This window comes from Nocardia cyriacigeorgica (genome assembly GCF_005863245.1).
GTDB lineage: Bacteria > Actinomycetota > Actinomycetes > Mycobacteriales > Mycobacteriaceae > Nocardia > Nocardia cyriacigeorgica_C.
This window is the reverse complement of record NZ_VBUT01000003.1, coordinates 503,794-529,613: the sequence shown is the minus strand read 5'-3', so window position 1 is coordinate 529,613 and position 25,820 is coordinate 503,794. Positions and strand designations below refer to the sequence as shown.

The following is a 25,820-nucleotide window of genomic DNA, read 5'->3' as shown; positions in this document are numbered from 1 at the left end:
CAGACCGGCCGCCACGGTTTCCAGGAACGAGGTTGCACGGTGTACGTAGTGATCATGGGGTGCGGACGCGTGGGTTCGTCGCTGGCGCGCGCCCTGGTCCGGATAGGTCACGAGGTCGCCGTGATCGATCGCGATCAGAGCGCCTTCCGGCGGCTCGGCGCGGACTTCCCCGGTGAACGGGTGCTCGGCGTCGGATTCGACCGGGACGTGCTGACCCGGGCCGGAATCGAACGCGCGGGCGCCTTCGCCGCTGTCTCCTCCGGCGACAACTCCAACATCATCTCCGCGCGCGTGGCCAGGGAGATGTTCGGCGTCGAACGCGTGGTCGCGCGGATCTACGACGCCAAACGCGCCGCCGTCTACGAACGGCTCGGCATCCCCACCATCGCCACCGTGCCATGGACCACCGACCGCTTCCTGCACACCCTCATCGGCGACGCGGGCACCACCACTTGGCGTGACCCCACCGGCACCGTGGCCGTCGCCCAGCTGACCCTGCACGAGGACTGGTACGGGCGCACGGTGCGCGATCTGGAACGCACCGTCGGCGCCAGGGTCGCGTTCATCATCCGCTTCGGCCAGGGTGTGCTCCCGGAGAGCAAGACCGTGGTGCAGGCCGACGACATCATCTATGTGGCCGCCACATCCGGGTCGGTCGGCGAAGCCGTCGCCCTCGCCGGTAAGCCCCCAGCGAACGAGGACTGAGATATGAAGGTGGCCATTGCCGGCGCCGGAGCCGTCGGCCGATCCATCGCCAGGGAGCTGCTGCGCAGCGGACACCAGGTGATGCTGCTGGAACGTCAGCTCGACCACATCGACCCCGCCGCCATCCCGGACGCGATCTGGGTGCACGCCGACGCCTGCGAGCTCGCCCTGCTCGAGGACGCCGACCTGGAAACCTATGAGGTCGTCATCGCCGCCACCGGCGACGACAAGGCCAACCTCGTGCACAGCCTGCTCGCCAAGACCGAATTCGGCGTGCGCCGGGTGGTGGCCAGGGTCAACGATCCGCGCAACGAATGGCTCTTCGACGGCTCCTGGGGTGTGGACGTCGCGGTCTCGACGCCGCGACTGCTGGCCTCGCTGGTGGAGGAGGCGGTGTCGGTCGGCGATCTGGTGCGGCTGATGACGCTGCGGCAGGGCCAGGCGAACCTGGTGGAACTCACCCTGCCGCCGGACACATCGCTGGCCGGTAAACCGGTCCGCACCCTGAAACTGCCACGCGATACCGCGCTGGTGACCATCCTGCGCGGCGGACGGGTCATCGTGCCCGAGGCCGACGACCCGTTCGAAGGGGAGGACGAATTGCTGTTCGTCACCTCACCCGAGGGCGAGGACGAGCTGCGCGCGGCCCTCAACTCCCACGGCGCCGCGTCCTGAGCGCAGCGCTCAGGAGGCCACCTTCAGTTCGGCGCGCAGCTTGTTCAGCGCCCGGTGCTGCATCACCCGCACCACGCCAGGGCTGGTGCCGATCGCGTCGGCGGTCTCGGCCGCGGTCCAGCCGAGGATGATCCGCATCACCAGCACCTCGCGGTGCACGGGTGCGAGCACCCGCATCAGCTGACGGGTGGCGCGCTGGCGTTCGGACACCAGGGCCCGTTCCTCGGGTCCGGCCGCCAGTGACGCCGTGTCGGGCATGTGGTCGGTCGGATAGACCGGGTGGGTCTGGGCGCGGCGGAAGGCGTCGGCGACCTTGTTCGCCGCGATGCCGTAGACGAAGGCCAGAAACGACTTGCCCTGTTCCCGGTAGCGCGGGATGGCGTGCACGGTGGCCAGCATGACCTCTTGCACGACGTCATCGGCGGTGACCTGAAGGTGGGCGGTGTTGCCCATCCGGGATCGGCAGTAGCGATACACCAGCGGGTGGATCAGCCGCAGAAGATCGCTGATGGCACGGCTGTCGCCCGCGGCGGCGGGACCGATGAGGGTGTTCAGTTCGGCCGAGATCCGGCGGCTCTCCGACAGGGCCGGATTGTCCTGCCTGCGGCCCGTGCGGGTGGTGGCGGTGGTGCGCTGGGTAGCCAATTCGCCAGTCCTCTCAGCGATCGTTCGCGGTGATAGAACGATCCTGCGCCGATCGAGAGGCTGCCGACAGATACCCCAGGGTGGGTAGGGCCCCACCTTCACGGCGGGTCGAGGCCGACCCGCGGAATCAGGCCTTGGCGTGGCGGCCTGCGGCGCGGCCGGCGACGGGCAGATGCCCGGCCCGGCGCACCGCCCACACCGTGACGGTGAGCGCCACCGCCGTCAGCGGCCAGCCCATCGCGATGCGCGCGAAGGCGAGCCAGCCCGTGTGGTCGGTGTCGTAGAAGTGCGACTGCACCAGGTACCGGGAGCCGAAGACCAGCACCCAGGCCAGCGTGGCGATGTCGTAGAGCCGGATCACCCGCCGGTCGGCGCGCCATTCGGTGCCGTGCCCGTTGAGCACACCCCAGATGACGCCGACCAGCGGCCAGCGCACCAGGATCGAGGCGAGGAACACACCCCCGTATACCAGGCTGGTGTAGATGCCGAACAGGAAGAAGCCCTTGGCCTCCCCCATCCGGTAGGCGATGAACGCGCAGATGCCGACGCCGATGAAACCGGAGATCGCCGGCTGCACCGGATCGCGGCGTATCAGCCGCCAGACCAGGATCGCCGCGGCCACTCCGAGCGAGGCCCAGATCGCGGCGGTGAGCCCGGCGAAGGTGTTGACCGGAACGAAGACCAGGACCGGAAGGGTCGAATAGATCAGGCCACTGAAGCCACCGAGCTGTTCGAGCAGCGTCTGCTGGCGGGCTACCTCGGCCTCGACCTCCTCACCAGCGGCGCCGGCGGGCGCGGGCTCCGGCGCGGTGGTGGTGGTGAGTTCGGCGGGCGTCGGTAGGTTTTCGTCGCTCGATGGCATACGTCAGCTGTTCCCGCGCAATTCGTAGTAGGGGTTGTACATGACCTTGCGGCCGTCACGGTCGCCGACGCGACCGCGGACCATGATGCGCCGTCCCGATTCGATGCCGGGGATGCGCTTGCGCCCGATCCACACCAGGGTGATGGCGTCGGTGCCGTCGTAGAACTCCGCCTGCACACTCGCGCCTGCGGACTGGGGGCATGCCTCCACACTGCGAAGGCGCCCGAGCATCGTCGCTTCGTCGCCGCGGCGACACTCCGATGCCAGGCAGGCTCCCGAGGCGTCGGCCGTCTCGGCCAGCTCCTCGGCGTCGAGCTGATCGATGTCCTCGGTCAGTCTGCGTCCGAGCCTGCGAAAATATCCCGAGGCGGGGTTCGAAGCCGCCTTTCTTCCTCCGAAGGAAGACATCGCTCGGTCTCCTGTAGAGCTGATGGACGTGGGTCGCACGACCATCTCGTTGTTCGCACGACCGTCTGCGGCCGTACACCGCCACTGTAGATGGGCAACCACCGCACCGCTACGCTCACCTCCGATGTTCGACTCACCCACACCCGCCGTCGTTGTCGGGCTCCCAGGTACGGGCTCCGACGCCCACTTCGCGCGCCGCGCGTTCGGGCCCGCCTGCGCCGTGCACGGACTCGAATTGATCGCCGTCGATCCGGACCCTCGCGCGGTCGTCGACAGCTATGTCGCGGCCCTCGACGAAGCCGCACGCCGTGGCCCCGTATTGGCGGCGGGAATCTCACTCGGGGCCGCGGTGGCCATCGAATGGGCGAGCACTCGCCCCGATGCCGCGGCCGGTGCCATTGCCGCGTTGCCTGCCTGGACCGGACCCGACAGCAGCGGCTGTCCCGCCGCCGCCAGCGCCGCCGGTACCGCGGCGGCCCTGCGTGCCGACGGCCTCGACGAGGTGGTGGCACGGATGCGGGCGGGCAGTCCCGCCTGGCTGGGTGAGGCGTTGGATCGCTCGTGGCGATCTCAGTGGCCGGACCTGCCGCAGGCGCTGGAGGAAGCAGCCGCCTACAAATGGCCCGAGCCGCAACGCCTGGAGACCCTGACCACGCCGGTGGCGGTGATCGGAGCGCTCGACGATCCGGTCCATCCGTGGCCGGTCGCCCAGGAATGGGCCCGGCTGATCGCGACATCGGTACTGGAGGAACTCACCCTCGACGAACTGGGCGCCGATCCGGCCGTCCTCGGCCATCTGGGACTGGCCGCCTTCGGCTGAGCCCGGCGGTGCTGGTGCGCCGGGCTGCCGCCCCGATAACGGCCCGCTAGTTACGGCCGAGCTGTTGCATGGCCGAACCGTCGGCACCGCGCCGCGGCTGATCGGGCATGACCGGACGGCCCACACCCGGCGCGATGCCCGGCACCACTCCCGGTGTGCCCTGCTGGGCGGCCAGCGCCTGCTGCTGGGCCGCGATGGCCTGCTGCTGAGCCTCGATCTGCTGCTGATGGGCCGCCGCGAGCTGATCGGCCAACTCCTGCGGCAGCACCACGGGCAGCGGCTCGCGCACGGGCAGCGGGTCGGTGCCCCGGCGGATCACCGTTTCCGCCAGAATCGCGCGCGCGGCCGTGACCAGCGGGGTGTCGGCGTCGGCGGCGCCCGAGGGGCCCGCGGCCACCAGCCGGACCATCCAGCGATAGCCGTCCACACCGATGAAGCGCAGATCCGCCCCTTCGGTGACGGCGAAGATCTCCCGGCCCCACGGCCCGGTCTCGATGGCGACCTTCGCGCCGTCCTTGCGCAGCGAATCGGCCAGGTCCGAGGCCACCGTGCGCCACTGGCCCGGCGATTTCGGCGCCGCGTACGCCGCGACGGTGATCCGCCCGTGCTCGGTGGCCAGATGCACCGCCTGCGGGGTGCCCTCGGGGGTCATCTCCACCTGGAGCTGGCCACCCGGCGGCACCGGCAGGATCACCGAACCGAGGTCGAGGCGCTGATCGGCGACCGACTCGAGCAGTTCGGCGACTTCCTCGTAGTCGTAGGGGCCGGTGGCCGGCGGCTCGTCGTCGTCGGGCGCGGCATGCTCGCCGCGACGGTAAGCGGAGTCGTCGTCGTAGTCGTCCTCGGCGAGCGCGTCGGCGAAATCGTCGGAGTACTCCGGGTATTCGTCGGTGTCGTATTCATCGCCGTCGAACTCGGCGTAGTCGCCGGGTTCGTCGTAGCGGTCGTCGTCGACGGATCTGTCGCGGCGGGTGGACTTCTTCTTCCCGAACATCGCGTCATTCCTCCTTGCCGGTCGCGGCCGGCGCCGTATCGGAGGCACCGAGGCTCGCGTGTCCACCGCTCGAGCCGTAGCCACCCGCACCCCGGGTGGTCTCGTCGAGCCGGTCGACCTCGACGAAATCCACCAGTTCCACCCGCTGCACCAGCAGCTGGGCGATCCGGTCGCCGCGACGCAGTTCGATCCGGGTCCGTGGATCGTGGTTGATCAGGCACACCTTGATCTCGCCCCGGTATCCGGCATCGATGGTGCCGGGCGTGTTGACCACCGACAGGCCGGTCTTGGCCGCCAGCCCCGACCGCGGATGGATGAGTCCGACGGTGCCCACCGGGAGGGCCACCGCGATGCCGGTGCCGACCAGCACCCGCTCCCCCGGTTCCAGGATGACGTCCTCGGTGGTGCACAGGTCCACGCCCGCGTCGCCGGGATGGGCGCGCGTCGGCACGGGGATGCCGGGATCGAGCCGCAGCAGAGGTATCGGTGAAAGTGCGCTCACGTAGCACGAGCCTACGCGTTTTCCCGGCCGTACCTGTGCGGAGGACCGGCGAGCCGCTGGCTTACTCTTGAGTTGTGTCCGACCAGCCCGTACCAGCCGATACCCAGCGCACGACCCGGCCGGGTTCGTCCGCTTATACCGAGCGCCTGTGGGTGCCGCTGTGGTGGTGGCCGGTGGCGTTCGCGATCGCCGGTCTGCTGGCCGCCGAAATCCATATGGGTGCGCCCGGCGTGCGGGCCTGGCTGCCCTACGTGCTGCTGTTCCCGGTGCCGGTGTGGGTGCTGCTGTGGCTGAGCCGCCACCGCGTCGCGGTGGCCGCCGACGCGAACGGCGCGCCGGAACTCCAGGTGGATCGGGCACACCTGCCGGTGGAATTCATCGCCCGCGCGGCCGTGGTGCCCGCGAGCGCCAAGAGCGCGGCGCTGGGTCGTCAACTCGACCCCGCCGCCTATGTGCAACATCGCCCGTGGATCGGGTCGATGGTGTTGCTGGTGCTGGACGACCCGGACGATCCGACGCCGTACTGGTTGATCAGTACGCGCCGGCCCGAACGGGTCCTCGCCGCGCTGGGGCTGCCGAGCGCGGACTGACACCGCGGTGCGAGAGCGCGGTGTAGCGGCCCGGCGAGGGGATCTCAGATCCCGGTTCGCGGGGCCGTTGCCATATCGGGCGCGCGCTCAGGCCGCGCAGTCCATGCAGATCAGCTGACCGCCCTTATCGCTGGCCAGTCGGCTGCGGTGGTGCACAAGGAAACAGCTCGAGCAGGTGAACTCGTCGGCCTGTTTCGGAATCACCCGGACCGTCAGCACTTCTTCGGACAAGTCCGCGCCGGGAAGCTCGAACGACTCCGCGGTATCGGATTCGTCGATATCCACGACGGCGGACTGAGCCTCGTTGCGACGAGCCTTCAGCTCCTCCAGCGAATCCTCCGACACGTCGTCGGATTCGGTGCGCCTCGGTGCGTCATAGTCGGTTGCCATGTCGTCTTCCCCTCGTCCTTACTCCGTATATCCCGGATCGGCGCGGACATTCCTCGCGGTTGTCCACACCGCCCCGCCGGTGGCACACATCACACGTGTACCGGTCCCCTATCAGGGCAGATTCTGAGGTTCTGCACCGGATAGCAGTCGGACAACGCTGAACATGCCCTGCTTGTTCCCGCGACCAACCACCGATTTTCGGGCCGGTGTTTCGATCTGGGCCGCCAGACAATAGCGGACCCCCAGACAAAAGTCGCAATCAAAACACAGCCGAGTCGAAACCGTCAGGGAATCGACACCATCGCTGTCACGAATCGAGACCGACGGCACGGCGGCTGCAAGGTTCGCCCGGACATTTTCGTAGAGTGTGCTGGTGGTTTCACTGATCACCGAAGGCAGCGCAACGGATTCGCGGGGACGACCCTTCATCCGGCGGCGCCTGCAGCCCTGGCTCGTCCTGGTCGCGGTTTTGGCCCTCATCTGCACGATCGTGTGGATCAAGGCGCTGACGACCGAGGACGCCGACTACACGGCGATGGCGTGCAATTCGCCGAGCCCGGCCACCGATCCGGGCGCCGAACCGCAGCCCCCGCTGGGGCAACGGGTGGGTCCGAGCCGGCTCGAGAACGTGGAACCGGCCGCGTTGGCCGACACCAAGGTGCGCGTGCTCAATGCCAACAACCAGCGCGGGCAGGCCGCCCATGCCGCGGCCCAGCTCGGCGACCTCGGTTTCGGCAGCGTCCCGAATCAGGCCTATGGCAACGATTCGATATACGTCAACGGCGATCTGGAATGCATGGGCCAGATCCGCTTCGGCGTGAACGGCCGCCGGGCCGCGGCCTCGGTGCAGCTGGCCGTGCCGTGCGCGGAACTGATCGAGGACAAGCGCGAGGACGACACCGTCGACCTGGTGCTCGGTTCGCTGTTCCGCGACATCCAGCCGTCCAACGACGCCGAAGAGGTGCTGCGTTCACTGAAGAACCCGGCTTCCGGCGAGACCCCGGCCCTCGATATCGATCTGCTCGATGCGGCCAGGAAGGCCCGCTGCTGAGAAGGACGGTCAGGCCTCGGGGATCGGTGCGCTGACCCCGAGCTCGTCCAGCAGGGCCAGCAGCTCGTCGGCGATCCCCGGCGCGGCCGCGACGAACAACTCCCCCGCGGCACCGGCCGAATGCGACGGCGGTGCCACCACCCGTGCCCCGGCCTCGGTGGCGATCAGCGCGCCCGCGGCCCAGTCCCACGGATTGAGGCCGTGCTCGTAGTGGGCGTCGACCCGGCCCTCGGCCACCATGCACAGATCCAGCGCCGCCGCACCGATGCGGCGGATGTCACGCACCCGCGGTAGCACTTCGGCGACCAGCGCGGCCTGACGCGCCCGCCGCGCCGCGCCGTAGCCGAACCCGGTGGCGACCAGCGCCATGCGCACCTCCTGCACCGCAGTGCAGCGCAAGGGGTGCACTGAGCCATCGGCGTCGACGCGTTCGGCGCCGAGCCCGAGCCCGGCGTGATAGGTCCGCTCGGCGGCGACGTCGACCACGGCACCGGCGATCGAGCGTCCGCCGCGCATGGCGGCCACGGAGACGGCATAGGCCGGGATCCCGTACAGGAAGTTGACGGTGCCGTCGATCGGATCGACCACCCAGACCACGGTGTCGTCGTCGGCGCGCGACAGATCGCCGCCGCCCTCCTCGCCGAGGATGTGATCGGCCGGGCGCAGCCGGGCCAGCATGGTCCGGATCAGCTGCTCGGTCTCGGTGTCCACCACTGTCACCGGGTCGGTGGGTGTGCTCTTGGACTGGACGGCGCCGTCCGCGTCACCGGCGGGCCCGAACACCTCGGGTCTGCGGGTGCGCACATGCGCGGCGGCGGCCTCGGCCAGCTCGACCGCCAGGCGGCGCAACTCGGCGGCGTCGGGTGCGGCGATCGGGGAGTTCTCGGTGGTCAGGACGGCAGGCTGGGGCGAGGACGACGAATGCGGCACGTCCTCCATCGCACCACAGATCCTGCGGACCGCGCAGCCGCGAGCGCCCACTACTCTTGTCGTGCACGACACAGCGCCGTCGTCGGGCACACCGTTCGCGCCCCGGCTGGCGGCCGCGAAGCCCCGGTGCGGCGGCGCGTATTCCGTACTGGCCGGCACAGGGAACGAGGAACTGTCATGTCTGCTCGGGGGCACGCATTCGGAATCGATATCGGCGGCAGCGGCGTGAAGGGCGCCACGGTGGATCTGGCCACCGGTGAACTCGTGCACCAGCGCATCAAGATCGCCACCCCGCAGCCCGCGACCCCGCACGCGGTGGCCGAGACGGTCGCCGATCTGGTCGCCCAGGCCGGCTGGGACGGGCCGGTGGGCATCACGCTGCCCTGCGTGGTGCTCGACGGGGTGGCCCGCTCGGCCGCCAACGTGGATCCGGCCTGGATCGGCACCGACGCCAGGACGCTGTTCAGCGCCTCGCTGGGCGGCCGCGCGGTGACCGTGCTCAACGACGCCGACGCTGCGGGCATGGCCGAGGACCGCTACGGCGCGGCAAAGGATTTCGACGGCCTGGTGCTGTTGCTGACCTTCGGCACCGGCATCGGCTCGGCGGTGCTCTACAACGGCACCCTGGTACCCAACAGCGAGCTCGGCCACGTCGAGATCGGCGGCATGGAGGCCGAGCATCGCGCGGCCGCATCGATCAAGGATCGCGACGGCCTGTCGTACCAGCAGTGGGCGGTCCAGGTGAGTACCGTGCTGATCGGCCTGGAGAACCTGTTCTGGCCGAAAGTGTTCGTCGCCGGTGGCGGGATCAGCCGCGATGCCGCGCAGTGGATCCCCTTGCTGACCAACCGGACTCCGGTGATTCCGGCGAACCTGAAGAACACCGCGGGCATCGTCGGAGCGGCCATGGCCATCGATGCGGGAATCGCACCTTAGCGGTTGCGGGCATCGCAGGCGAGACCTCGCGGGTCCGATCGTTACAATGGAACTGCCCGGCGGTGAGCCGGTGAAACCCGACCGGCGCTGGCCGGTGCAACCCGACAGACCGCTCCGCCGGATATCTACTCTGGCGTGACGCCGCACGAGACCGTCACGAAAGGGCGTACGTGGTAGCCACGAATACCCGTCAGACCGCCGAATCGGCCGACGCCGACTCCGCCGATGTAACCGAAGCACGGCCGGTTCGCAAGGCTGCCGCCAAGAAGGCTCCGGCGAAGAAGGCCGCCGCCAAGAAGGCTCCCGCCAAGAAAGCCGCCGCGAAGAAGGCCCCGGCCAAGAAGGCCGGTGCCAAGAAAGCCGCACCCAAGGGCAAGGACGCCGAGGAACACCTCGACGACGAGTCGCTGGATGTGGAGGATCTCGGCGATCTCGAGGTCTCCGAGGACGACCTGGCCGACGAGGGCGAAGACCTCGTCGAAGTGGTCGCCGAAGAAGCCGAGGAAGCGGCCGAGGAGCCCACCGCCGCGGACAAGGCCTCCGGCGACTTCGTCTGGGACGAGGAGGAATCCGAGGCGCTGCGCCAGGCCCGTAAGGATGCCGAGCTCACCGCCTCCGCCGACTCGGTGCGCGCCTACCTCAAGCAGATCGGCAAGGTCGCGCTGCTCAACGCCGAGGAGGAGGTCGAGCTCGCCAAGCGCATCGAGGCCGGCCTGTACGCGGCGGAGAAGATGCGCGAGTTCGCCGAGGCGGGTGAGAAGCTGCCCGTGGCGGTGCGCCGCGACTTCAACTGGATCATCCGCGACGGCAACCGCGCCAAGAACCACCTGCTCGAGGCCAACCTGCGTCTGGTGGTCTCGCTGGCCAAGCGCTACACCGGTCGCGGCATGGCGTTCCTGGACCTGATCCAGGAGGGCAACCTGGGTCTGATCCGCGCGGTGGAGAAGTTCGACTACACCAAGGGCTACAAGTTCTCCACGTACGCCACCTGGTGGATCCGGCAGGCCATCACCCGCGCCATGGCCGACCAGGCCCGCACCATCCGCATCCCGGTGCACATGGTCGAGGTCATCAACAAGCTCGGCCGCATCCAGCGCGAGCTGCTCCAGGATCTGGGCCGTGAGCCCACCCCGGAGGAGCTGGCCAAGGAAATGGACATCACGCCGGAGAAGGTGCTGGAGATCCAGCAGTACGCGCGTGAGCCCATCTCGCTGGACCAGACCATCGGCGACGAAGGCGACAGCCAGCTCGGCGACTTCATCGAAGACTCCGAAGCCGTCGTCGCGGTCGACGCGGTGAGCTTCACCCTGCTGCAGGATCAGTTGCAGTCGGTGCTGGAGACGCTGTCCGAGCGCGAGGCGGGCGTGGTCCGGCTGCGTTTCGGCCTGACCGACGGTCAGCCGCGCACGCTGGACGAGATCGGTCAGGTGTACGGGGTCACCCGTGAGCGCATCCGTCAGATCGAGTCCAAGACCATGAGCAAGCTGCGCCACCCCAGCCGCTCCCAGGTGCTGCGCGACTACCTGGACTAGGTATGTCGACTACGGCCCGCGTGCTGCCCCCATCTGGGCGGTGCGCGGGCCGTAGTCGTCGGTGGGTCTAGTCCCGGGTGGGCCAGTACTGGGCGGGCCGGCGGGACCGGGTGGTGCGGGCCTCCGATTCGCCGGCTTCGGTCATGGCCAGGTGCAGCAGCAGCACGACCGTCACCATGCTGACCCCGACCGTCAGCGGGGTCAGCAGTTGCGCCGCGCCCGCGCCGGAGGGTTCGTGCATGTGCGCGACGTGCTGCACGCGCATGGCGAACATGCCGGTGTAGTGCATGCCGGACACGGCCACCCCCATGACCGCCGCCGCGCCGACGGTCGCGAGGGTGCCGCGCACATGCAGGGTGAACCACAGCGCGGCCGTCGCGGCGATGACGGCGATCACGATGGACACCAGGACGATCCAGCCGTTGTAGTCGAGCGCGGCGTCGGATTTCATCGCGTACATGCCGCAGTAGTGCATGGTGCCGACGCCCGCGCCGGTGATGGCGCCACCGGCCAGCAGCGCCGCCGGCCCCCAGGTGCGCCGTTGCGCAACGCCGAGCCCGATCCACACCACCACCATGGCGATGAGCGCGCTGATCAGGGTGAGTGGCACGTTGTAGCGGATCGAGGCGCCGTCGATGGTGAAGCCGAGCATCGCGATGAAATGCATGACCCAGATGCCGGTGCCGCCGATGGCGACCGCGGCCGCGACCATCCAGCCGTCGCGCAGCGAGGTCGAGCGCGCCCTGGCCATGCAGCGTAGCCCTAGCAATGACCCGGTGAACGACATGAGATAGGCGACGACGGGTGTGAGCCACCCATAGCTGAAGTGATCGATCGTGGGCACACGAGCTCCCTAGCTGGCCTGAGCTCGGACCATGCGTGCGCATGATCCGAGCCATAGATGTACAAGGATCCGCAGCTAGAGAATTTACAGTAATAGTTTCCTTTTAAACAGGAATCCGGTTCGACCGAAGAATGGGAGGCCGGAGCACAGCACGCCCGAATGTCGCCAGGATGCTCCGGTGATCCTGCCCCCGAGCCGCGCGACGGTCCACCGGGTTGTCCCACGCAGGCCAGCGGCAACCTGCCGGCGCTGCCCGCCGTGCGCTCTCCGTGTCCGTCCCCGTCACCATCGGAGTGGGCGCGGCAGGCCGGCGGTAGCGCGATCAGCGCGCGGTCGTGACCCGTTCGAGCACCGGCTCCACCACGCGCGCGGCAATGGGCCCGACCACCGCCATGATCAAGACGTAGGCCGAGGCCAGCGCGGCGAGTTTGCCGTCGATGGCGCCGGTGGTGACCGCGAGGCCGGCGATGACGATGGAGAATTCGCCACGCGCCACCAGCGCCACACCCGCCCTGGCCCGGCCCATCCGCCGGATGCCCTGGCGGCGCGCACCCCACCAGCCGGTGGCGATCTTGGTGAAGGTGGTGACCACCGCCAGCGCCACCGCCCAGCCCAGGACCGGGGGAATGGCGGTCGGATCGGTATTGAGTCCGAAAGCCACGAAGAAGATCGCGGCGAACAGATCGCGCAGTGGTTCCAGCAGCCGCACCGCCTCTCGTGCGGTGGAGCCGGATATCGCGATGCCGAGCAGGAACGCGCCCACCGCCGTCGAGACGTTCAGCGCCGAGGCCACACCCGCCACCAGCAGGGCCGCCCCCAGCAGCTTCAGCAGGAACACCTCGCGGTCGGTGCTGTCCACCACCGCAGAGACGTAGCGTCCATAACGCAGCGTCACCACCAGGACCACCGTGATCGCGATCAGCGCGACGGCCAGCGATTTCAGTCCGCTGGCGAAGCTCAGCCCGGCCAGCACCGTGGTGAGCACCGGCAGGTAGACCGCCATCGTCAGGTCCTCGAACACCAGGATCGACAGGATCACCGGCGTCTCCCGGTTGCCCAGCCGCCCGAGGTCGTTGAGTACTTTCGCGGCGATGCCCGAGGAGGAGATGTAGGTGACTCCGCCGAGGGTCAGCGCGCCCACCGGACCCCAGCCCAGCAGCAGCGCCACCACCGCACCGGGCGTCGCGTTGGCGACGATGTCGAGCAGGCCCACCGGCCAGGAGCGGCGCATGCCGGTCATCAGCTCGGCGGCGGTGTATTCCAGGCCGAGCAGCAACAGCAGCAGGACCACACCGATTTCCCCGGCGATATGCCCGAACTCGTTGGCGGCGCCGAGGTGAATAAAGCCCCCTTGACCGAAGGCGAGGCCGCCGAGCAGATACAGCGGTATCGGTGAGAGCCCGAATCGGCCCGCTACCCGGGCGAAGACCCCGAGTGCGAACAACACCGCGCCCAGCTCGATGAGGGCGAGCGCGGTCGTGGTCACCGGATCAGCCGTGCGTGAGAATCTTCGCCGCGGCGTCCAGGCCGTCGGGCGTCCCGACGACGACGAGCAGGTCACCAGCGGTGAAGGTGAAATCCGGCCCCGGTGAGGGGTGCAGCTGCCCGGCGCGCATCACCGCGACGATGGACACCTTGGTGCGGGTGCGCATCTGCGTTTCACCGAGCGTGCGGCCGCTGTAGGGCGAGTCGTCGGAGATCGGCAGCTGCCGGGTGGTGATGCCGGGCATGTCGCGATGGTCGTCGTTGAGCCGGGACACCAGCTGCGGCGCGCCGAGCAGATTGGCCAGCACGGCGGCCTCGTCGGTGGTCAACGCGACCTGCGCGGCGCAGGCGTCCGGGTCCTCGAGCTTGGACACGATCAGATCGATATCGCCGTCGCGGTGGGCGACGACGCCGATCCGGCGCCCGGACTTCACCTCGAAGTCTTTTCGCACCCCGATCCCGGGTAACGCAGTGACATCGACATTCACAACTCCAGGCTAGCCGTCGCCGGACAATCCGCCGAGCGCGCCACGAGCGCCCCGGGTCCCCGTGCCCGCGAGCCCCATCGGCGGTGCTGTCTACCGGGCGCTCGAGCACACCATCGAGCCGGATGAGCAGCGGGTTCGACGCCGGCGCGCCGGGTCCGTGCCGGTGACCGGCGTCGCGTGGCGACTCATCACTTCGGCGGACCCGGGCGATGTGGACGCTGTGCTGAGATGAGTGGGTGAAGTGGCGGGCGACGTTGTCGGCGACGGCGCAGGATGCGCTGATCGTCGCGTTCGTGTTCACCCTCGGTGCCGCGCTCTACGGCTTCGGCCTGTACGCCATGACCGAACACGGCACGCAGACGCCGCTGGCGGTGCGGATGGTGTTGCTCGCGGCGCTGTGCGCGACGACCATGTGGCGCAGGCGCAAACCGATGTGGGCGCTGGCGGCCGGCCTGGTGCCGCTACTGATCGACTTCACGTTGGGGCCGACGATTCCGATCTGGCTCGTCTACTCCGATCTGGTCTACGCGGGCGTGCTGTACGGGACGCGGCGCCAGTCGCGCTTCGTGGTCGGCGCCGCCATCGCCGCCACCGCGGCAGGCTCGGTGGCCGCGCTGGCCGTCACCGGCGAGTGGCGCGCGATCGTGATCACGCTGCTGGCCTCGTCGGCCTTCCTCGGCACGTCGATCTGGTCGGCGCTGACGGTGCGCGCGCACAAGGAGACCGCGCAGGCCGAACGGGCCAAGGCCAGGGCGCTGTCGCTGGTGGCCGAACTGGATCGCCGGGCGGCCATCGCCGATGAACGCAAGACGATGGCCCGCGACCTGCACGATGTGATCGCCGGGCACCTGTCGGCCATCGCCATCCAATCCGAGGCCGCACTCGGGCTGCTGGCCCGGCGCGACGGCGGCGACCCGGCACTGGCCGGCGTCGTCGAATCCATCCGGTCGAACAGTGTCAGCGCGCTCCAAGAGATGCGCACCATGATCGGCTTGCTGCGCCGCGACGACGGCGCCGAGGATCTGGCCGCCCCACGCGGACTGGCGCAGCTGGCGCTGCTGGTGGACGCCGCGCACGCCGCGGGAAGCACGGTCCGAGTGCACGGCGAGGTGGGCGCGACCCCAGTGCCGAGCGCGGTCGATCAGGCCGCCTACCGGATCATTCAGGAAGCTCTGACCAACGCCATGAAGCACGCTCCCGGCCAGGAGGTCGACATCCACATCAGCACCGACGCGACGACGCTCACCGTCGCGATCCGCAATCCGCTCTCCCGCTCGAACGGCCTGGCCGACCCGGCCGACCTGCCCCATCGCGGCCTGACGAATATGCGCGAACGCGCTGCGGCGCTGGGCGGGGGACTCACGGCGGGCGCGTCCGCGCAGGGGTGGACGGTGCGCGCCGAACTGCCACTGTCGGCGCAGCCGGTCACCGGAGGTGAACGCCTATGACGATCCGGGTACTGATCGCCGACGACCACAGCGCGATCCGCGCCGGTTTGCGCATGATCCTCGACGCCGCCGAGGACATCGAGGTGGTGGGTGAGGCCGCCGACGGTGATGTGGCAGTCGCCCAGGCCAGGGCGCTGCGACCGGATGTGGTGCTCATGGATGTGCGCATGCCAGGCGTCGACGGCATCGCGGCCACCGCGAGAATCACCGCCGACGGCGTGGCGAAGGTGCTCATCCTGACCACCTTCGACCTGGACGAGTACGTCTTCCGCACGCTGCGGGCCGGCGCCTCCGGATTCGTGCTCAAATCGGTGTCGGGCCAAGACCTGGTGGCCTCGGTGCGTGCGGTCGCCGCCGGGGACGGTGTGCTCGCACCGGAGGTGACGCGGAAGGTGATCGACGCCTTCGCCGCCGCGCCCAGCGCCCCGGCCCACCGCGAGCCCGACGGACTCGCGGATCTGACCGAACGCGAACTCGAGGTGCTCGAATGCCTGGGTGACGGCCTGTCCAACGCGCAAATCGCCGGGCGGCTGTTCATCGGCGAGACCACGGTCAAAACGCACGTCTCACGCGTGCTGACGAAGCTGGGTGTTCGCTCGCGCGTACAGGCGGCGATCCTGGCGCGCGAGCTGCGCGGCGACTAGCGGCTCAGTGGTCGAGCGCGGCGAAGGTCCCGTCCTCGCGGGGCTGGTAGTCCTCGACCGCGACGACCGCGGCGGCGGGCAGTGGCCCGTACAGGTGCGGGAACAGCATGCCCGGATCGTCGGACGGCACGCCCGGCTCCCAGCGCACCGGCGATCCGAGCCGGGCGGGGTCCAGACGCAGCAACACCAAGTCGCGCCGCCCGGCGAAGAGGCGATTGGCGGGCAGGTGCACCTGCTGCGGCGTGGACAGGTGCACGAATCCCTCGGCGTCGAGCGACGGCGGCCGACGCGCACCCGTGGCCTCGGCGGTTCGCCATTCTGTGACCGTGCACAGGTGAACCAGCGTGTGAGTGTCGTAGGTCACGGGTAATCTCCCGGTAGACAACTGGATCGGCCTGTTCGAGTCGGTGATTCGAGTGGCTTCCCACCCACGACAAGCGTCGTTCGCGCACAGCGAAAAGCACTGGTCGTGTTAGGGAAAACACATCGATTCGCTTGCGGGAACAAAGCCCCCGTCCCGAACGTCTGACAGAGTAGTCATACCACTGCTGGGAAGTAGCGGTAGCGAGCCCGCGGAGTGACCACGGGCCCCACACCAGGTGAACGGTCTGTGTGCCGGGAGCCAGGACGGAGGAGTCATGCCAGGAACCCTGACAAGCACCCCACTGACCGCGGTCGATCGTTGCGACCGCTGCGGGGCGGCTGCCCGAGTGCGTGCCGTTCTGCCCGCAGGTGGAGAGTTGCTCTTCTGCCAGCACCACGCGAATGAACACATGGACAGGCTGCGTGAGCTCGACGCCGTGATCGACACGGAATCCGCTCCCGCCCTCTGACCGCTCCTCGCGTCCGACACAACAGCATCGAACAACCGGATACCGCGTACAACCACAGCGGGCGACCATACGGTCGCCCGCTGTGCTGCGTTCAGGGGCGACTCTCAGCTCTCAGCTCTCGGCAAGGATCCCGTCCAGCAACGCGTCCAACCCGAACTCGAAGGCCCCGTCGGGATCGGCGGGCGCCTGATACAGCTCCCCCACCGCAGCACCGACACGCGAGGCGAGCGGGAACTCATGGGCGGGCATGACCTGCGTCAGCAGCGGTCCGTGCACCTCCCACCACCGCGCATCGCTCATCTCTTCCGCCTCGCGCGCCGCGGCGACGGCCATGCGGGCGTTGCCGGTGGCGAACTCGGTCAGCACCGCCACCACGCGGTCCATCTCCACCTCACTCAGCCCGATCCCGTCCACCGCGGCGAGCTGGCGTTCGTAGCGGCGCATCCGCCCCGGGCCGAGCACCATGCGCCACGGCGAGACCTCCAGCAGCCACGGATGCGCGATCACCTCGCCGCGCACCTGCCGCGCCACCGCGACCAAACGCTCGCGTGGCGGCACATCGGTGGGCAGCGGTTCGTCGCCGGCCGCGACGGCGTCGACCATCAGCACGGTCAGCGCCCGCATGCTCGGCACGTAGGTGTAGAGGCTCATCGGGCGCAGGCCCAGCTCGGTGGCGACCGCGCGCACCGACAGTTTCGCCAGCCCGTCCCGGTCGGCCAGCGCGATGGCCGTACGCACCACCTCGTCGACGCTCACGGCCTGTTTGGGGCCGCGACCACCGGGGCGCGGCGGGAGCCGGTGACGCCACAGCAGGGCCAGCAGTTGCCCCGCCTGCTCGACGGGGTCCGGCGATGGACGAGCGGCCATCGAACTCCTTGTGCCAACGGCGGAACAATTCCGCTACGGTATGCGTTACCACATTACTCCGTACACCATACGATGATTTGAGGGGTCCGCTCTGCCCAGCACACAGGCCACCTACCTGCCCGACCGGAACATGTTCGCGATATGGACGTGGACCGGGCACGGTCCCGGGCGTCCGCCGCGCGATCTCGGTGTACCGGCGGTGCAGGCCCTTGCCGTCCCGACCGGCACCGCGGCGCAGGCCGCCGCGGGTAGCGCGACGGTCCAGGTCGCCGACGTCGACTGCGCGCTGCTCGAACCCGAGGAGTTCGCCGCGGCCGACGTCCCCGAGCCGGACGCCTCGGTCCGGGCCTGGCGAGAGGCCCTCGCCGACGATCACACCAGCGGCGAGATATCGCTGCCGCCCGCCGCGCACGCGGTGCCGAACGCGACCGGCACCGCCATCCTCTCCGCCCACTACCTGCGCACCGCGTTCACCACCACCCGCGCGGTCGCACACGAACTGCGCGACACCTTGAAAGCCGACCTGCGCCCCTATCAGGCCCGTGGCGTGAGCTGGCTGCGCGCCGCGGTCGACGAGCACGGCGGCGCGGTGCTCGCCGACGAGATGGGTCTCGGTAAAACCGTGCAGACCATCGGTTTCCTGCTCGGCCGCGCGAGCGACGGACCGCAACTGGTGGTGTGCCCGACCTCGCTGGTGGGCAACTGGATACACGAGATCCAGCGGTTCGCGCCAGGGCTGCGTCCGATCGCCTGGCGCGGCGGAGAATTCGAGGCCGGAGCAGCCACGATCGTCGTCACCGGCTATCCGACGTTGCGACTGCACGGCGCCGGCCTGCGTGAAACCCGCTGGGCCAGCGCCGTGTTCGACGAGGCGCAGGCCTTGAAGAACCCACGGACGCAGGTGTCCAAGGCCGCACGGTCCATCGACGCGGCCGCGACCGTGGCGTTGACCGGCACCCCGGTGGAGAACCACCTCGAAGAGCTGTGGGCATTGCTGAATCTGGTCGCGCCGCGACTTTTCGGCCATCGCAGCCAATTCCGGCGCCGCTTCGCCCGGCCGATCCAGGAAGGTTCGGCAAGCGCGGCGGCGCGACTGCGTGAGGCGATCGAGCCGGTGGTGCTGGCCCGCCGCAAGGATCAGGTCGCCGCGTCGCTGCCCGCCAAGATCCACACCGACCTGCTGTGTGATCTCACGACCGAACAGGAACGGCTCTACGATCAGCTACTCGACCGCGCCATCGACGACGGCTTCGGCCACGGCGCCCAACGCCAGAGCCGGGTGCTGGCCGCACTCACCGGCCTCAAGCAGGTCTGCAACCATCCCGGCCTGATCACCGGCGAGCTCGACGAGCTGGCCGGACGGTCGGGCAAGCTCGATCTGTGCACCGACATCGTGGCCAACAATCTCGATCTCGGCGCGCCGACGCTGGTGTTCACCCAATACCGCAAGACCGGTGACCTGCTCGTGCGGCATTTTGCCGAACAGTTCGGGGTGGACGCGCCGTTCTTCCACGGCGGGCTGAACCAGGCCGAACGCGCCCGGATCGTCAGCGGGTTCCAGGCCGCCGACGGGCCGCCGGTGCTCATCCTGAGCCTGCGCGCGGCCGGCACCGGGCTCACACTCACCCGCGCCGCCGACGTCATCCATTTCGATCGCTGGTGGAATCCGGCGGTGGAGGCGCAGGCCTCGGACCGGGCGCACCGGATCGGGCAGACGCGCACCGTCACCGTCACCACGCTCACCTCGGGCACCACCGTCGAGGAACACATCGCCACCATGCAACGACGTAAGTCGGCGCTGACCGATCTCGGTGACGCCGCCGGCATCGCCGAACTGGCCCGCCTCGACGACGACCAGCTGATCGAGATCCTGCGCCGCAAACGGGAGAACTGATGGCCGACAACGAATTCGGATACACCCGCTGGGGGATGGACTGGGTGCGCCTGGCCGAGCCCCTGCGCCAGACCCGCCCCGATCCGCTGCTACCGCGAGCGCGCAGCATCGCCCGCAACCACGGCGTACAGGCCACCGTCACCGGCCGGATCGTCAGCGCGCACATCCACCGGGGCGGACAGGCCTCGGTGACACATATCGAGGTGGCCCCGATGCCGCGCCCGGTCATCGACGCGATTGCCGCGATCGTCGGCCCTGACCCGGTAACTCTCACCGACGAGATGCACCGCGCCGTCATCGACGCCGGCATCACCGCGGCCCCGACGCTGTTCGCCGTCGACTGTTCCTGCTCCGCCCGCACCGACCGCTGCGTGCACCTGCTGGCCGCGCTCTACGACATGGCCCGCCGCATCGACGAAACCCCACGCCTGGCCCTGGAAATCCAGGGCTACTTCACCGCCGCCGACGCCCCGGCGGGCGCGGAAGCGACGGCGGAGCCGGCGCGCTGGATCCCGATCAACACCCTCGATCCGGTCGGATGGTTCGCGGTGCCGAGCTGAGAGGCGAACCGCGACCGGCGTTCGGCGCCGCGGCCGAAATCGCCGCCGTACGGCCGGCTGATCCGGCCGGCGCATACGTGGCCGCCTTCCGACCGCACTGTCGGCCTCCCGCCGGGACTGCCCAACGCCGTACATCCGACCCAACGCCGTACATGCGGCGCAGCGCCTTACATGCGGCGCAAGGCAGCGATGCGCTCACCCAACTGCTCGGCACTGGCCAGCGCCGTCGGCGGACCACCACACTGACGGCGCAACTCGCCGTGGATCACCCCGTGCGGTTTGCCGGTCCGGTGATGATGCATGGCCACCAGGCTGTTGAGTTCGCGCCGCAACTCACCGAGCCGGTCGGCGGTGGCGACCCGCTCGGCCGCCCCACCCGACTGCGGCGCCGGTTCGGCCGTCGCCACCGGCGCCCGGTCGGCGATCTGCTTGGCCTGGCGTTCCCGCAGCAGCGCACGCATTTGCTCGGCATCGAGCAGACCCGGGATACCGAGATAGTCGGCTTCCTCGGCGCTGCCGGCGAAGGTGGCGGTGCCGAAGGACGATCCGTCGTAGATCACCTGATCCAGTTCGGCGTCGGCGGCCAGCGCGACGAACGGCTTCTCGTCCTCGCCGGGCTCGTCCTTCTGCTTGTTGGCGTCGATGAGCAGCTCGTCGTCGAGGCCGTCCTTCTCCCGGTGCGGTTTGCCGATGACGTGGTCGCGCTGCAACTCCAGCTGCGCGGCCAGATCCAGCAACACCGGCACCGACGGCAGGAACACACTCGCGGTCTCACCGGGCCTGCGCGCACGCACGAACCGCCCGATCGCCTGCGCGAAGTACAGCGGCGTCGAGGCGCTGGTGGCGTACACGCCGACCGCCAGCCGCGGCACGTCGACGCCTTCGGACACCATACGCACCGCGACCATCCACGGCTGGGTGCCAGCACTGAACTCACCGATCCGCGCCGAGGAGGTCGGGTCGTCGGACAGCACCAGCACCGGCGGTGTGCCGGTGATGTGTTCGAGCAGCTCGGCGTAGGCGCGGGCGCGTTCCTGATCGGTGGCGATCACCAGCCCACCGGCGTCGGGCATGCCGGTGGAGCGCAGCTGCCCGAGCCGCATGTCGGCTGCCCGCAGCACCGCCGACATCCAGTCGCCGGCCGGGTCGAGGGCGGTCCGCCAGGCCCGCGCGGTCTGTTCGGCATTGAGCGGTTCGCCCAGGCGGGCGGAGTATTCCTCACCCGCGCTGTCGCGCCAATGCGCCTCACCGGAGTAGGCCAGGAAGACCACCGGGCGCACGACGCCGTCGGCGAGGGCCTCGGCGTAGCCGTAGGCGTGGTCGGCGCGCGAACGCGGGAAGCCGCCCTCGTCGGGTTCATAGGTGACGAACGGGATCTGGCTGTCGTCGCTGCGGAACGGCGTACCGGTCAGCGCCAGCCTGCGGGTCGCGTCGCCGAAGGCTTCGGCGACCGCGTCACCCCAGCTCTTGGCGTCGCCGGCATGGTGGATCTCGTCCAGGATCACGAGTGTGCGCCGGTTCTCGGTGCGCACCCGGTGCCTGGACGGATGCGAGGCGACCTGCGCATAGGTGACCACCACGCCGTGATAGTCACCGGAGGTGCCGCCGGTGCTGTTGGAGAACCGCGAATCCAGCGCGATCCCGGCCCGCGCCGCCGACTGCGCCCACTGATGCTTGAGGTGCTCGGTCGGTGCGACCACGGTGATCTGGTCGACGGTGCGATCGGCCAGCAACTCCGCGGCGACCCGCAGAGCGAAAGTGGTCTTACCCGCGCCCGGCGTGGCGACCGCGAGGAAGTCACGTGGTTTTGTCGCAAGGTATTTGGTGAGCGCACGCCTCTGCCAGGCGCGTAGCGCTCCTCCCGCCGCAGTGGCGCCACCCGAACCTGTCACGGAAGCCAACACTAACGGTCGGAGGCCGCGAGTCGCCAAACCGACGCGACGGGCGCGACCGGCATCACAGCGCCCACCCGGGTAACCAGCGGTTCACCTGTTGCCCGCCGACACGATGCCCGCCCCGCCCGGCCGACGCGGCGCCGGTGCGCGATGCTTGTCACACCATGAGCAACCTGTCAGGCACTCGCGCGAGCGCGGCCGCCCTCGCGCGCCGTGCGGGCGCCGGGATGGCGCAGGCGGGGCGGCAGACGTGGCGGCTGGTGGCCAGGGTGGCGGTCAAGGCGTGGCAGGATTCGATCTTCGCCAAGTCGGCGGCGGCGGCGTTCTGGCAGACGCTGTCACTGGCGCCGTTGTTGCTCGGCGTTCTCGGCAGCCTCGGCTATGTCGGCGGATGGTTCGGCCCCGACACCGTCGAGATCGTCGAGTCCAAGATCCTCACCTTCAGCCGCGACCTGTTCAACCCGACGGTGGTGCACGACCTCATCGAACCCACGGTCCGCGATGTGCTCGGCCAGGGGCGGGCGGCGTTCGTCTCGGTGGGTTTCGTGCTCTCGCTGTGGGCCGGTTCCTCGGCGATGGCCACCTTCGTCGACGCGATCGTGGAGGCCCACGACCAGCAGGACGCCAGGCATCCGGTGTGGCAGCGGATCTTCGCGCTGCTGCTGTATGTGCAGTTCTTGGTGGCGGCGGTGTTCATCCTGCCGCTGATCGCACTGGGCCCGGTGCTGATCGGGCGGGCACTGCCCGACGGCTGGCGCGAGCCGGGACTGCGGTTGATCGACGCGTTCTACTACCCGGGCGTCGGCCTGCTGCTGATCGTGGGACTGACCACGCTGTACAAGCTGGCCCTGCACACCACGCTGCCCTGGCACCGGCTCTTCGGCGGGGCGCTGGTGGCGGGCGTGTTCTTCATGGCGGCCAGCGAGGGACTGCGCCGGTATTTGGGGTGGGTCACCCGCACCGGCGTCAGCTATGGCGCGCTGGCAACGCCGATCGCGTTCCTGCTGTTCACGTTCTTCCTTGCGTTCGCCGTCATCGTGGGAGCGGAGTTCAACGCGGCGGTGCAGGAGTTCTGGCCGGCCCGGGCGACCCGGGTGGAGCAGGTGAAGGCGTGGCTGGCCGAGCAGGTCAGGGGCGATTCCGCCGAACCGGCCACGATCGGCGCGGCTGCCGGGATCGAACCGGAGTGGGCGCAGCAGCCGAGCGGCCCCGAATCACCCGACGACCGGACGCGCGGGAAGCCGCCGCTGGACAGCCCGCAACCCTCGCGCGCCGGGCCGGAAAGCTGACGGGCCGGGCGGCGCGAGGGGCCATGGCTGTCAGTCGCCCTTACGCAGCTGCTCGTAGACCTTCTTGCATTCCGGGCACACCGGCGAGCCGGGCTTCGGCGAGCGGGTCACCGGGAACACCTCACCGCACAGCGCGACGACATGGGTGCCCATGACCGCGCTTTCGGCGATCTTGTCCTTCTTCACGTAGTGGAAGAACTTCGGGGTGTCATCGCCGGTCGACTCGTCGGTAGTCGTATCGGGGCGAACCAGAGTGTCGGTACTCACGCCTTCCATGATGCCGCATGCCGTCCCCGGCGTCGTGACCACCGGGTGTGCGCCCCGCTGCGGACAGTGGAAGACTCGGGGGTATGCAGCAGCACGGCGATTCTTCCGACGAGAGCGTCGGCCGTGACGACTCGACCGGCGCGCCGATGCCGCCCCGGCCCCGCCGTTCTGCCGGCTACTTCCCCGGAGACGACAAACATCCGGTGCTGATCACCGAGGCCGCCCCCTCGCTCGAGGATCAGCATCGCGCCCGGGTCCGGCGCTACCTGACGATCATGTCCTTCCGCATCCCGGCGCTGATCCTGGCGGCGATCGCCTACAGCGCCTTCAGCAACGCGCTCATCTCGATCCTGATCATCGTCGCCTCGATTCCCCTGCCCTGGATCGCGGTCCTGATCGCCAATGACCGCCCGCCGCGGGGCAAGAACGAGCCCAGTCGCTGGGATCGGCCACGTCCGGCGCTGGAATCGCGGCCGCACAACGCCATCGACGGCTGAGCCGGACACCCGTTCTCGCGGGCAGTGACGGCGGCCACGGCGGGAGGCGGTGGCAGAGTACCGATGTGCCTACGAATCGTTCGACTACCACGGGATCGCTGCTGACCGCCCTGTGCCCGGCCCTGCGCACCGCGCTGATCCGGGTCGGCTACGACGCCGACACCTTGCTGGAGGCTCTCGGCGCCGACGCGCACGCCGCACTCGGCCGCTCCGAACCGGTGCCGGTGCGCCGGGCCGCTCGGGCCGCGGGTGAACTCGGCACGCTGATCCGGCTACTGCTGCTCGGCGACGCGCTGCCGGAGGCCGAGGTCGGGGCCGCGCTGGCGCCGGTCGAGCTCGACCAGGCGGTGGCGGCGGGTCTGCTGGAACGCGACGGCGATCAGGTGCGTGCGGCGCTGGACCTGCGTCCGCTCGACACCGGTGCGGGTACGCGCTGGATCCTGTCCGATCTGGACGATTCGATGCGCAGGCGAACGCTCACCGCCGACCACGTCCTCGGTGTCGGCCATGCCTCGCTGTCGCTGCTTCGGGCCACGCCGACCGAACCGGTGGGCTCGGTGCTCGATCTGGGCACCGGCTGCGGTGTGCAGGCCGTGCACGCCGCGTCCTATGCGGGCCGCGTCACCGCCACCGACGTCAACCGGCGGGCGCTGTGGCTGGCCGAGGCCACCGCCGCGCTCAACGAACTGGCCGTGGAGCTGCTGGAGGGCTCGTGGTTCGAGCCGGTGGCCGGGCGGCGATTCGACCAGGTGGTGGCCAATCCCCCGTTCGTGGTCGGTCCCGCCCGCGTGGAGCACACCTACCGTGATTCCGGTCTCGCCCTCGACGGCGCCAGCGAACTGGTGATCTCCCAGGCGCCGCGGTTGCTCGCGCCGGGCGGCACGGCGGCGATGCTGGCGGCCTGGGTGCACGTCGACGGCGAGGACTGGCGCCAGCGGGTCTCCTCCTGGCTGCCCGAACACGGGGTCGACGCCTGGGTGGTGCAGCGCGACGTCGCCGATCCCGCCCTCTACGTGGGTACCTGGCTGCGCGATGCGGGCCTCGACCCGCGCGATCAGCACGCCCAGCAGCGCGCCGAACAGTGGCTGGAGGCTTTTTCCGCCGCCGATGTCGAGGGCATCGGATTCGGGTTCGTCTACCTGCGTGCCATCGACGGCCCCACCGAGCTGCTCGCCGAGGACCTCACCCACGGCTTCGACGACCCACTCGGCGAGGAAGCGACCCGCTACTTCGAACGGTCGGCCTGGCTGCGCGCCGTGGCCGCCGACAATGATCTGGCCTGGTCGGCGCGCTTCCGGGTCGATCCAGCGACCGCGCTCGAACGGGTGTATCTGCCCGGGCCACAGGGCTGGGAGCAGCGGGTGGCGCGGCTGCATCGCGGCGACGGACCCCGCTGGCAGCATGAGGTTGACGAGACCACGATCTCCCTGGTAGCGGGAATGCGACCGGACGGTCTGCCGTTGCACGAACTGATCGAACTGCTCGCCATCGCTCACGGATCCGACACCGTCACGCCCGAGTTCGCGGCAGAGGCACTGGGAGTGGTGGCCGGATTGGTACGCCACGGACTGATCGTTCCCGGATAGCGAGGACGCCAGGATCGGCCGAGGCAGGACAGGGCCGTTCCCCTCGCGCGGTGTTCTCAGGAACTTCTCAGCCGAACGTGGCGAAAACCGCAGTTCAGAACCGGTTTACCCGCGCCCGGTCAGGGAACTTTCCCTATGTCGGGTCCGTTGATCGGAGTGAGACACCACCGACAGGAGGCAAGT

At 69.6% G+C, this 25,820-nt stretch carries 30 protein-coding genes; 15 read left to right on the top strand and 15 right to left on the bottom strand.

All coding sequences use genetic code 11. From position 1 onward, the window contains the following. The first annotated feature begins 39 nt into the window (after positions 1-39). Positions 40-705 carry a potassium channel family protein gene (locus FEK34_RS09005; protein WP_036537979.1) on the top strand — a complete coding sequence of 222 codons (666 nt, stop codon included), beginning with the start codon at positions 40-42 and terminating at the stop codon, positions 703-705. A gap of 3 nt (positions 706-708) precedes the next feature. Beyond that, positions 709-1,380: a potassium channel family protein gene (locus tag FEK34_RS09000; RefSeq protein WP_138447355.1), complete on the top strand. Its 672-nt coding sequence runs from the start codon at positions 709-711 to the stop codon at positions 1,378-1,380. Positions 1,381-1,389: 9 nt separating this feature from the next. On the opposite strand, the gene FEK34_RS08995 is transcribed toward FEK34_RS09000, so the two are convergent. The 3 genes from FEK34_RS08995 to FEK34_RS08985 all read right to left on the bottom strand — a co-directional run bounded on the left by FEK34_RS08995 (position 1,390) and on the right by FEK34_RS08985 (position 3,295). After that, entirely contained in the window at positions 1,390-2,025 is a 636-nt protein-coding gene (locus tag FEK34_RS08995; protein WP_138447354.1) for a sigma-70 family RNA polymerase sigma factor, read from the bottom strand. Between the two features lie 127 nt (positions 2,026-2,152). Continuing rightward, entirely contained in the window at positions 2,153-2,887 is a 735-nt protein-coding gene (locus FEK34_RS08990) for a DUF3159 domain-containing protein (RefSeq protein ID WP_249358892.1), read from the bottom strand. A gap of 3 nt (positions 2,888-2,890) precedes the next feature. Then, a complete protein-coding gene (locus FEK34_RS08985; protein ID WP_036537982.1) occupies positions 2,891-3,295 on the bottom strand; it encodes an OB-fold nucleic acid binding domain-containing protein in 405 nt (134 codons plus the stop codon). A 124-nt stretch (positions 3,296-3,419) separates the two neighbouring features. Here FEK34_RS08985 and FEK34_RS08980 point away from each other — a divergent pair, with 124 nt between their 5' ends. After that, complete coding sequence (locus FEK34_RS08980) at positions 3,420-4,115, top strand: alpha/beta fold hydrolase (RefSeq protein WP_138447353.1); 696 nt, start codon at positions 3,420-3,422, stop codon at positions 4,113-4,115. Positions 4,116-4,161: 46 nt separating this feature from the next. Here the strand turns inward: FEK34_RS08980 and FEK34_RS08975 are convergent, their stop codons facing one another. Then, complete coding sequence (locus tag FEK34_RS08975) at positions 4,162-5,109, bottom strand: DUF3710 domain-containing protein (protein WP_138447352.1); 948 nt, start codon at positions 5,107-5,109, stop codon at positions 4,162-4,164. A 4-nt stretch (positions 5,110-5,113) separates the two neighbouring features. Then, positions 5,114-5,611 (bottom strand): dUTP diphosphatase, encoded by a 498-nt coding sequence (gene dut / locus FEK34_RS08970; protein ID WP_138447351.1) that lies wholly within the window; start codon positions 5,609-5,611, stop codon positions 5,114-5,116. 74 nt (positions 5,612-5,685) lie between these two features. Between dut and FEK34_RS08965 the strand changes: the two genes are divergently transcribed. Then, entirely contained in the window at positions 5,686-6,201 is a 516-nt protein-coding gene (locus FEK34_RS08965; RefSeq protein WP_138447350.1) for a DUF3093 domain-containing protein, read from the top strand. Between the two features lie 87 nt (positions 6,202-6,288). Here FEK34_RS08965 and FEK34_RS08960 read toward each other — a convergent pair whose 3' ends face one another. Then, positions 6,289-6,591 carry a DUF4193 domain-containing protein gene (locus FEK34_RS08960; protein ID WP_138447349.1) on the bottom strand — a complete coding sequence of 101 codons (303 nt, stop codon included), beginning with the start codon at positions 6,589-6,591 and terminating at the stop codon, positions 6,289-6,291. 111 nt (positions 6,592-6,702) lie between these two features. After that, the gene (locus tag FEK34_RS08955) at positions 6,703-6,981 is read right to left on the bottom strand and encodes a hypothetical protein (protein WP_138447348.1); all 279 of its coding nucleotides are present in this window, start codon (positions 6,979-6,981) and stop codon (positions 6,703-6,705) included. Here FEK34_RS08955 and cei point away from each other — a divergent pair. Next, positions 6,965-7,642: an envelope integrity protein Cei gene (cei, locus tag FEK34_RS08950; RefSeq protein ID WP_138447347.1), complete on the top strand. Its 678-nt coding sequence runs from the start codon at positions 6,965-6,967 to the stop codon at positions 7,640-7,642. The genes FEK34_RS08955 and cei overlap by 17 nt on opposite strands. Before the next feature lie 9 nt (positions 7,643-7,651). On the opposite strand, the gene FEK34_RS08945 is transcribed toward cei, so the two are convergent. Next, the gene (locus tag FEK34_RS08945) at positions 7,652-8,581 is read right to left on the bottom strand and encodes an inositol monophosphatase family protein (RefSeq protein ID WP_138447346.1); all 930 of its coding nucleotides are present in this window, start codon (positions 8,579-8,581) and stop codon (positions 7,652-7,654) included. A 168-nt stretch (positions 8,582-8,749) separates the two neighbouring features. On the opposite strand from FEK34_RS08945, the gene ppgK reads away from it, so the two are divergent. Together ppgK and FEK34_RS08935 are read left to right on the top strand one after the other, a co-directional pair. Beyond that, positions 8,750-9,508 carry a polyphosphate--glucose phosphotransferase gene (gene ppgK, locus FEK34_RS08940; RefSeq protein ID WP_138447345.1) on the top strand — a complete coding sequence of 253 codons (759 nt, stop codon included), beginning with the start codon at positions 8,750-8,752 and terminating at the stop codon, positions 9,506-9,508. Between the two features lie 170 nt (positions 9,509-9,678). Continuing rightward, entirely contained in the window at positions 9,679-11,040 is a 1,362-nt protein-coding gene (locus FEK34_RS08935; RefSeq protein ID WP_138447344.1) for an RNA polymerase sigma factor, read from the top strand. Between the two features lie 67 nt (positions 11,041-11,107). Here the strand turns inward: FEK34_RS08935 and FEK34_RS08930 are convergent, their stop codons facing one another. The 3 genes from FEK34_RS08930 to FEK34_RS08920 form a co-directional block, all read right to left on the bottom strand. Next, positions 11,108-11,884, bottom strand: a complete 777-nt coding sequence (locus FEK34_RS08930) for an MHYT domain-containing protein (protein WP_138447343.1) — start codon at positions 11,882-11,884, stop codon at positions 11,108-11,110. A gap of 322 nt (positions 11,885-12,206) precedes the next feature. Beyond that, complete coding sequence (locus tag FEK34_RS08925) at positions 12,207-13,370, bottom strand: cation:proton antiporter (RefSeq protein ID WP_138447342.1); 1,164 nt, start codon at positions 13,368-13,370, stop codon at positions 12,207-12,209. A 4-nt stretch (positions 13,371-13,374) separates the two neighbouring features. Beyond that, positions 13,375-13,857: a cation:proton antiporter regulatory subunit gene (locus FEK34_RS08920; RefSeq protein ID WP_138447341.1), complete on the bottom strand. Its 483-nt coding sequence runs from the start codon at positions 13,855-13,857 to the stop codon at positions 13,375-13,377. A 236-nt stretch (positions 13,858-14,093) separates the two neighbouring features. Here FEK34_RS08920 and FEK34_RS08915 point away from each other — a divergent pair, with 236 nt between their 5' ends. After that, entirely contained in the window at positions 14,094-15,305 is a 1,212-nt protein-coding gene (locus tag FEK34_RS08915) for a sensor histidine kinase (RefSeq protein ID WP_249358889.1), read from the top strand. Beyond that, positions 15,302-15,949 (top strand): response regulator, encoded by a 648-nt coding sequence (locus FEK34_RS08910; RefSeq protein WP_138447340.1) that lies wholly within the window; start codon positions 15,302-15,304, stop codon positions 15,947-15,949. The genes FEK34_RS08915 and FEK34_RS08910 overlap by 4 nt, the downstream gene beginning before the upstream one ends. Before the next feature lie 4 nt (positions 15,950-15,953). Here FEK34_RS08910 and FEK34_RS08905 read toward each other — a convergent pair whose 3' ends face one another. Further along, on the bottom strand, positions 15,954-16,313 hold the full coding sequence (locus tag FEK34_RS08905) for a DUF952 domain-containing protein (RefSeq protein ID WP_138447339.1): 360 nt from the start codon (positions 16,311-16,313) through the stop codon (positions 15,954-15,956). A gap of 274 nt (positions 16,314-16,587) precedes the next feature. Between FEK34_RS08905 and FEK34_RS30680 the strand changes: the two genes are divergently transcribed. Beyond that, positions 16,588-16,782: a DUF7455 domain-containing protein gene (locus FEK34_RS30680; protein ID WP_036538000.1), complete on the top strand. Its 195-nt coding sequence runs from the start codon at positions 16,588-16,590 to the stop codon at positions 16,780-16,782. Between the two features lie 111 nt (positions 16,783-16,893). Here the strand turns inward: FEK34_RS30680 and FEK34_RS08895 are convergent, their stop codons facing one another. Beyond that, positions 16,894-17,649: a TetR/AcrR family transcriptional regulator gene (locus FEK34_RS08895; RefSeq protein ID WP_171048103.1), complete on the bottom strand. Its 756-nt coding sequence runs from the start codon at positions 17,647-17,649 to the stop codon at positions 16,894-16,896. A gap of 130 nt (positions 17,650-17,779) precedes the next feature. On the opposite strand from FEK34_RS08895, the gene FEK34_RS08890 reads away from it, so the two are divergent. After that, positions 17,780-19,543 carry a DEAD/DEAH box helicase gene (locus FEK34_RS08890; protein ID WP_138447338.1) on the top strand — a complete coding sequence of 588 codons (1,764 nt, stop codon included), beginning with the start codon at positions 17,780-17,782 and terminating at the stop codon, positions 19,541-19,543. Then, positions 19,543-20,103, top strand: coding sequence for a hypothetical protein (locus FEK34_RS08885; RefSeq protein ID WP_138447337.1), 561 nt, complete (start codon positions 19,543-19,545; stop codon positions 20,101-20,103). Before FEK34_RS08890 ends, FEK34_RS08885 begins: the two co-directional genes overlap by 1 nt. 167 nt (positions 20,104-20,270) lie before the next feature. On the opposite strand, the gene FEK34_RS08880 is transcribed toward FEK34_RS08885, so the two are convergent. After that, positions 20,271-21,995, bottom strand: coding sequence for a DEAD/DEAH box helicase (locus FEK34_RS08880; protein ID WP_171048101.1), 1,725 nt, complete (start codon positions 21,993-21,995; stop codon positions 20,271-20,273). Positions 21,996-22,225: 230 nt separating this feature from the next. On the opposite strand from FEK34_RS08880, the gene FEK34_RS08875 reads away from it, so the two are divergent. After that, positions 22,226-23,287: a YihY/virulence factor BrkB family protein gene (locus FEK34_RS08875; RefSeq protein ID WP_249358936.1), complete on the top strand. Its 1,062-nt coding sequence runs from the start codon at positions 22,226-22,228 to the stop codon at positions 23,285-23,287. Between the two features lie 30 nt (positions 23,288-23,317). Here the strand turns inward: FEK34_RS08875 and FEK34_RS08870 are convergent, their stop codons facing one another. Then, complete coding sequence (locus FEK34_RS08870; RefSeq protein WP_036538019.1) at positions 23,318-23,554, bottom strand: DUF3039 domain-containing protein; 237 nt, start codon at positions 23,552-23,554, stop codon at positions 23,318-23,320. Positions 23,555-23,700: 146 nt separating this feature from the next. On the opposite strand from FEK34_RS08870, the gene FEK34_RS08865 reads away from it, so the two are divergent. Together FEK34_RS08865 and FEK34_RS08860 are read left to right on the top strand one after the other, a co-directional pair. Next, a complete protein-coding gene (locus FEK34_RS08865; RefSeq protein WP_138447565.1) occupies positions 23,701-24,051 on the top strand; it encodes a DUF3099 domain-containing protein in 351 nt (116 codons plus the stop codon). Between the two features lie 65 nt (positions 24,052-24,116). Further along, positions 24,117-25,637 carry a DUF7059 domain-containing protein gene (locus tag FEK34_RS08860; RefSeq protein ID WP_138447334.1) on the top strand — a complete coding sequence of 507 codons (1,521 nt, stop codon included), beginning with the start codon at positions 24,117-24,119 and terminating at the stop codon, positions 25,635-25,637. Positions 25,638-25,820: the final 183 nt, after the last annotated feature.

Coding starts and splice junctions, on each gene's coding strand:
- FEK34_RS09000 (WP_138447355.1), top strand. CDS start 709: ATGAAGGTGGCCATTGCCGGCGCCGGAGCCGTCGGCCGATCCATCGCC.
- FEK34_RS08990 (WP_249358892.1), bottom strand. CDS start 2,887: ATGCCATCGAGCGACGAAAACCTACCGACGCCCGCCGAACTCACCACC.
- FEK34_RS08985 (WP_036537982.1), bottom strand. CDS start 3,295: ATGTCTTCCTTCGGAGGAAGAAAGGCGGCTTCGAACCCCGCCTCGGGA.
- FEK34_RS08980 (WP_138447353.1), top strand. CDS start 3,420: ATGTTCGACTCACCCACACCCGCCGTCGTTGTCGGGCTCCCAGGTACG.
- FEK34_RS08975 (WP_138447352.1), bottom strand. CDS start 5,109: ATGTTCGGGAAGAAGAAGTCCACCCGCCGCGACAGATCCGTCGACGAC.
- FEK34_RS08960 (WP_138447349.1), bottom strand. CDS start 6,591: ATGGCAACCGACTATGACGCACCGAGGCGCACCGAATCCGACGACGTG.
- FEK34_RS08945 (WP_138447346.1), bottom strand. CDS start 8,581: ATGGAGGACGTGCCGCATTCGTCGTCCTCGCCCCAGCCTGCCGTCCTG.
- ppgK (WP_138447345.1), top strand. CDS start 8,750: ATGTCTGCTCGGGGGCACGCATTCGGAATCGATATCGGCGGCAGCGGC.
- FEK34_RS08910 (WP_138447340.1), top strand. CDS start 15,302: ATGACGATCCGGGTACTGATCGCCGACGACCACAGCGCGATCCGCGCC.
- FEK34_RS30680 (WP_036538000.1), top strand. CDS start 16,588: ATGCCAGGAACCCTGACAAGCACCCCACTGACCGCGGTCGATCGTTGC.
- FEK34_RS08895 (WP_171048103.1), bottom strand. CDS start 17,649: ATGGCCGCTCGTCCATCGCCGGACCCCGTCGAGCAGGCGGGGCAACTG.
- FEK34_RS08890 (WP_138447338.1), top strand. CDS start 17,780: ATGTTCGCGATATGGACGTGGACCGGGCACGGTCCCGGGCGTCCGCCG.
- FEK34_RS08885 (WP_138447337.1), top strand. CDS start 19,543: ATGGCCGACAACGAATTCGGATACACCCGCTGGGGGATGGACTGGGTG.
- FEK34_RS08875 (WP_249358936.1), top strand. CDS start 22,226: ATGGCGCAGGCGGGGCGGCAGACGTGGCGGCTGGTGGCCAGGGTGGCG.
- FEK34_RS08865 (WP_138447565.1), top strand. CDS start 23,701: ATGCCGCCCCGGCCCCGCCGTTCTGCCGGCTACTTCCCCGGAGACGAC.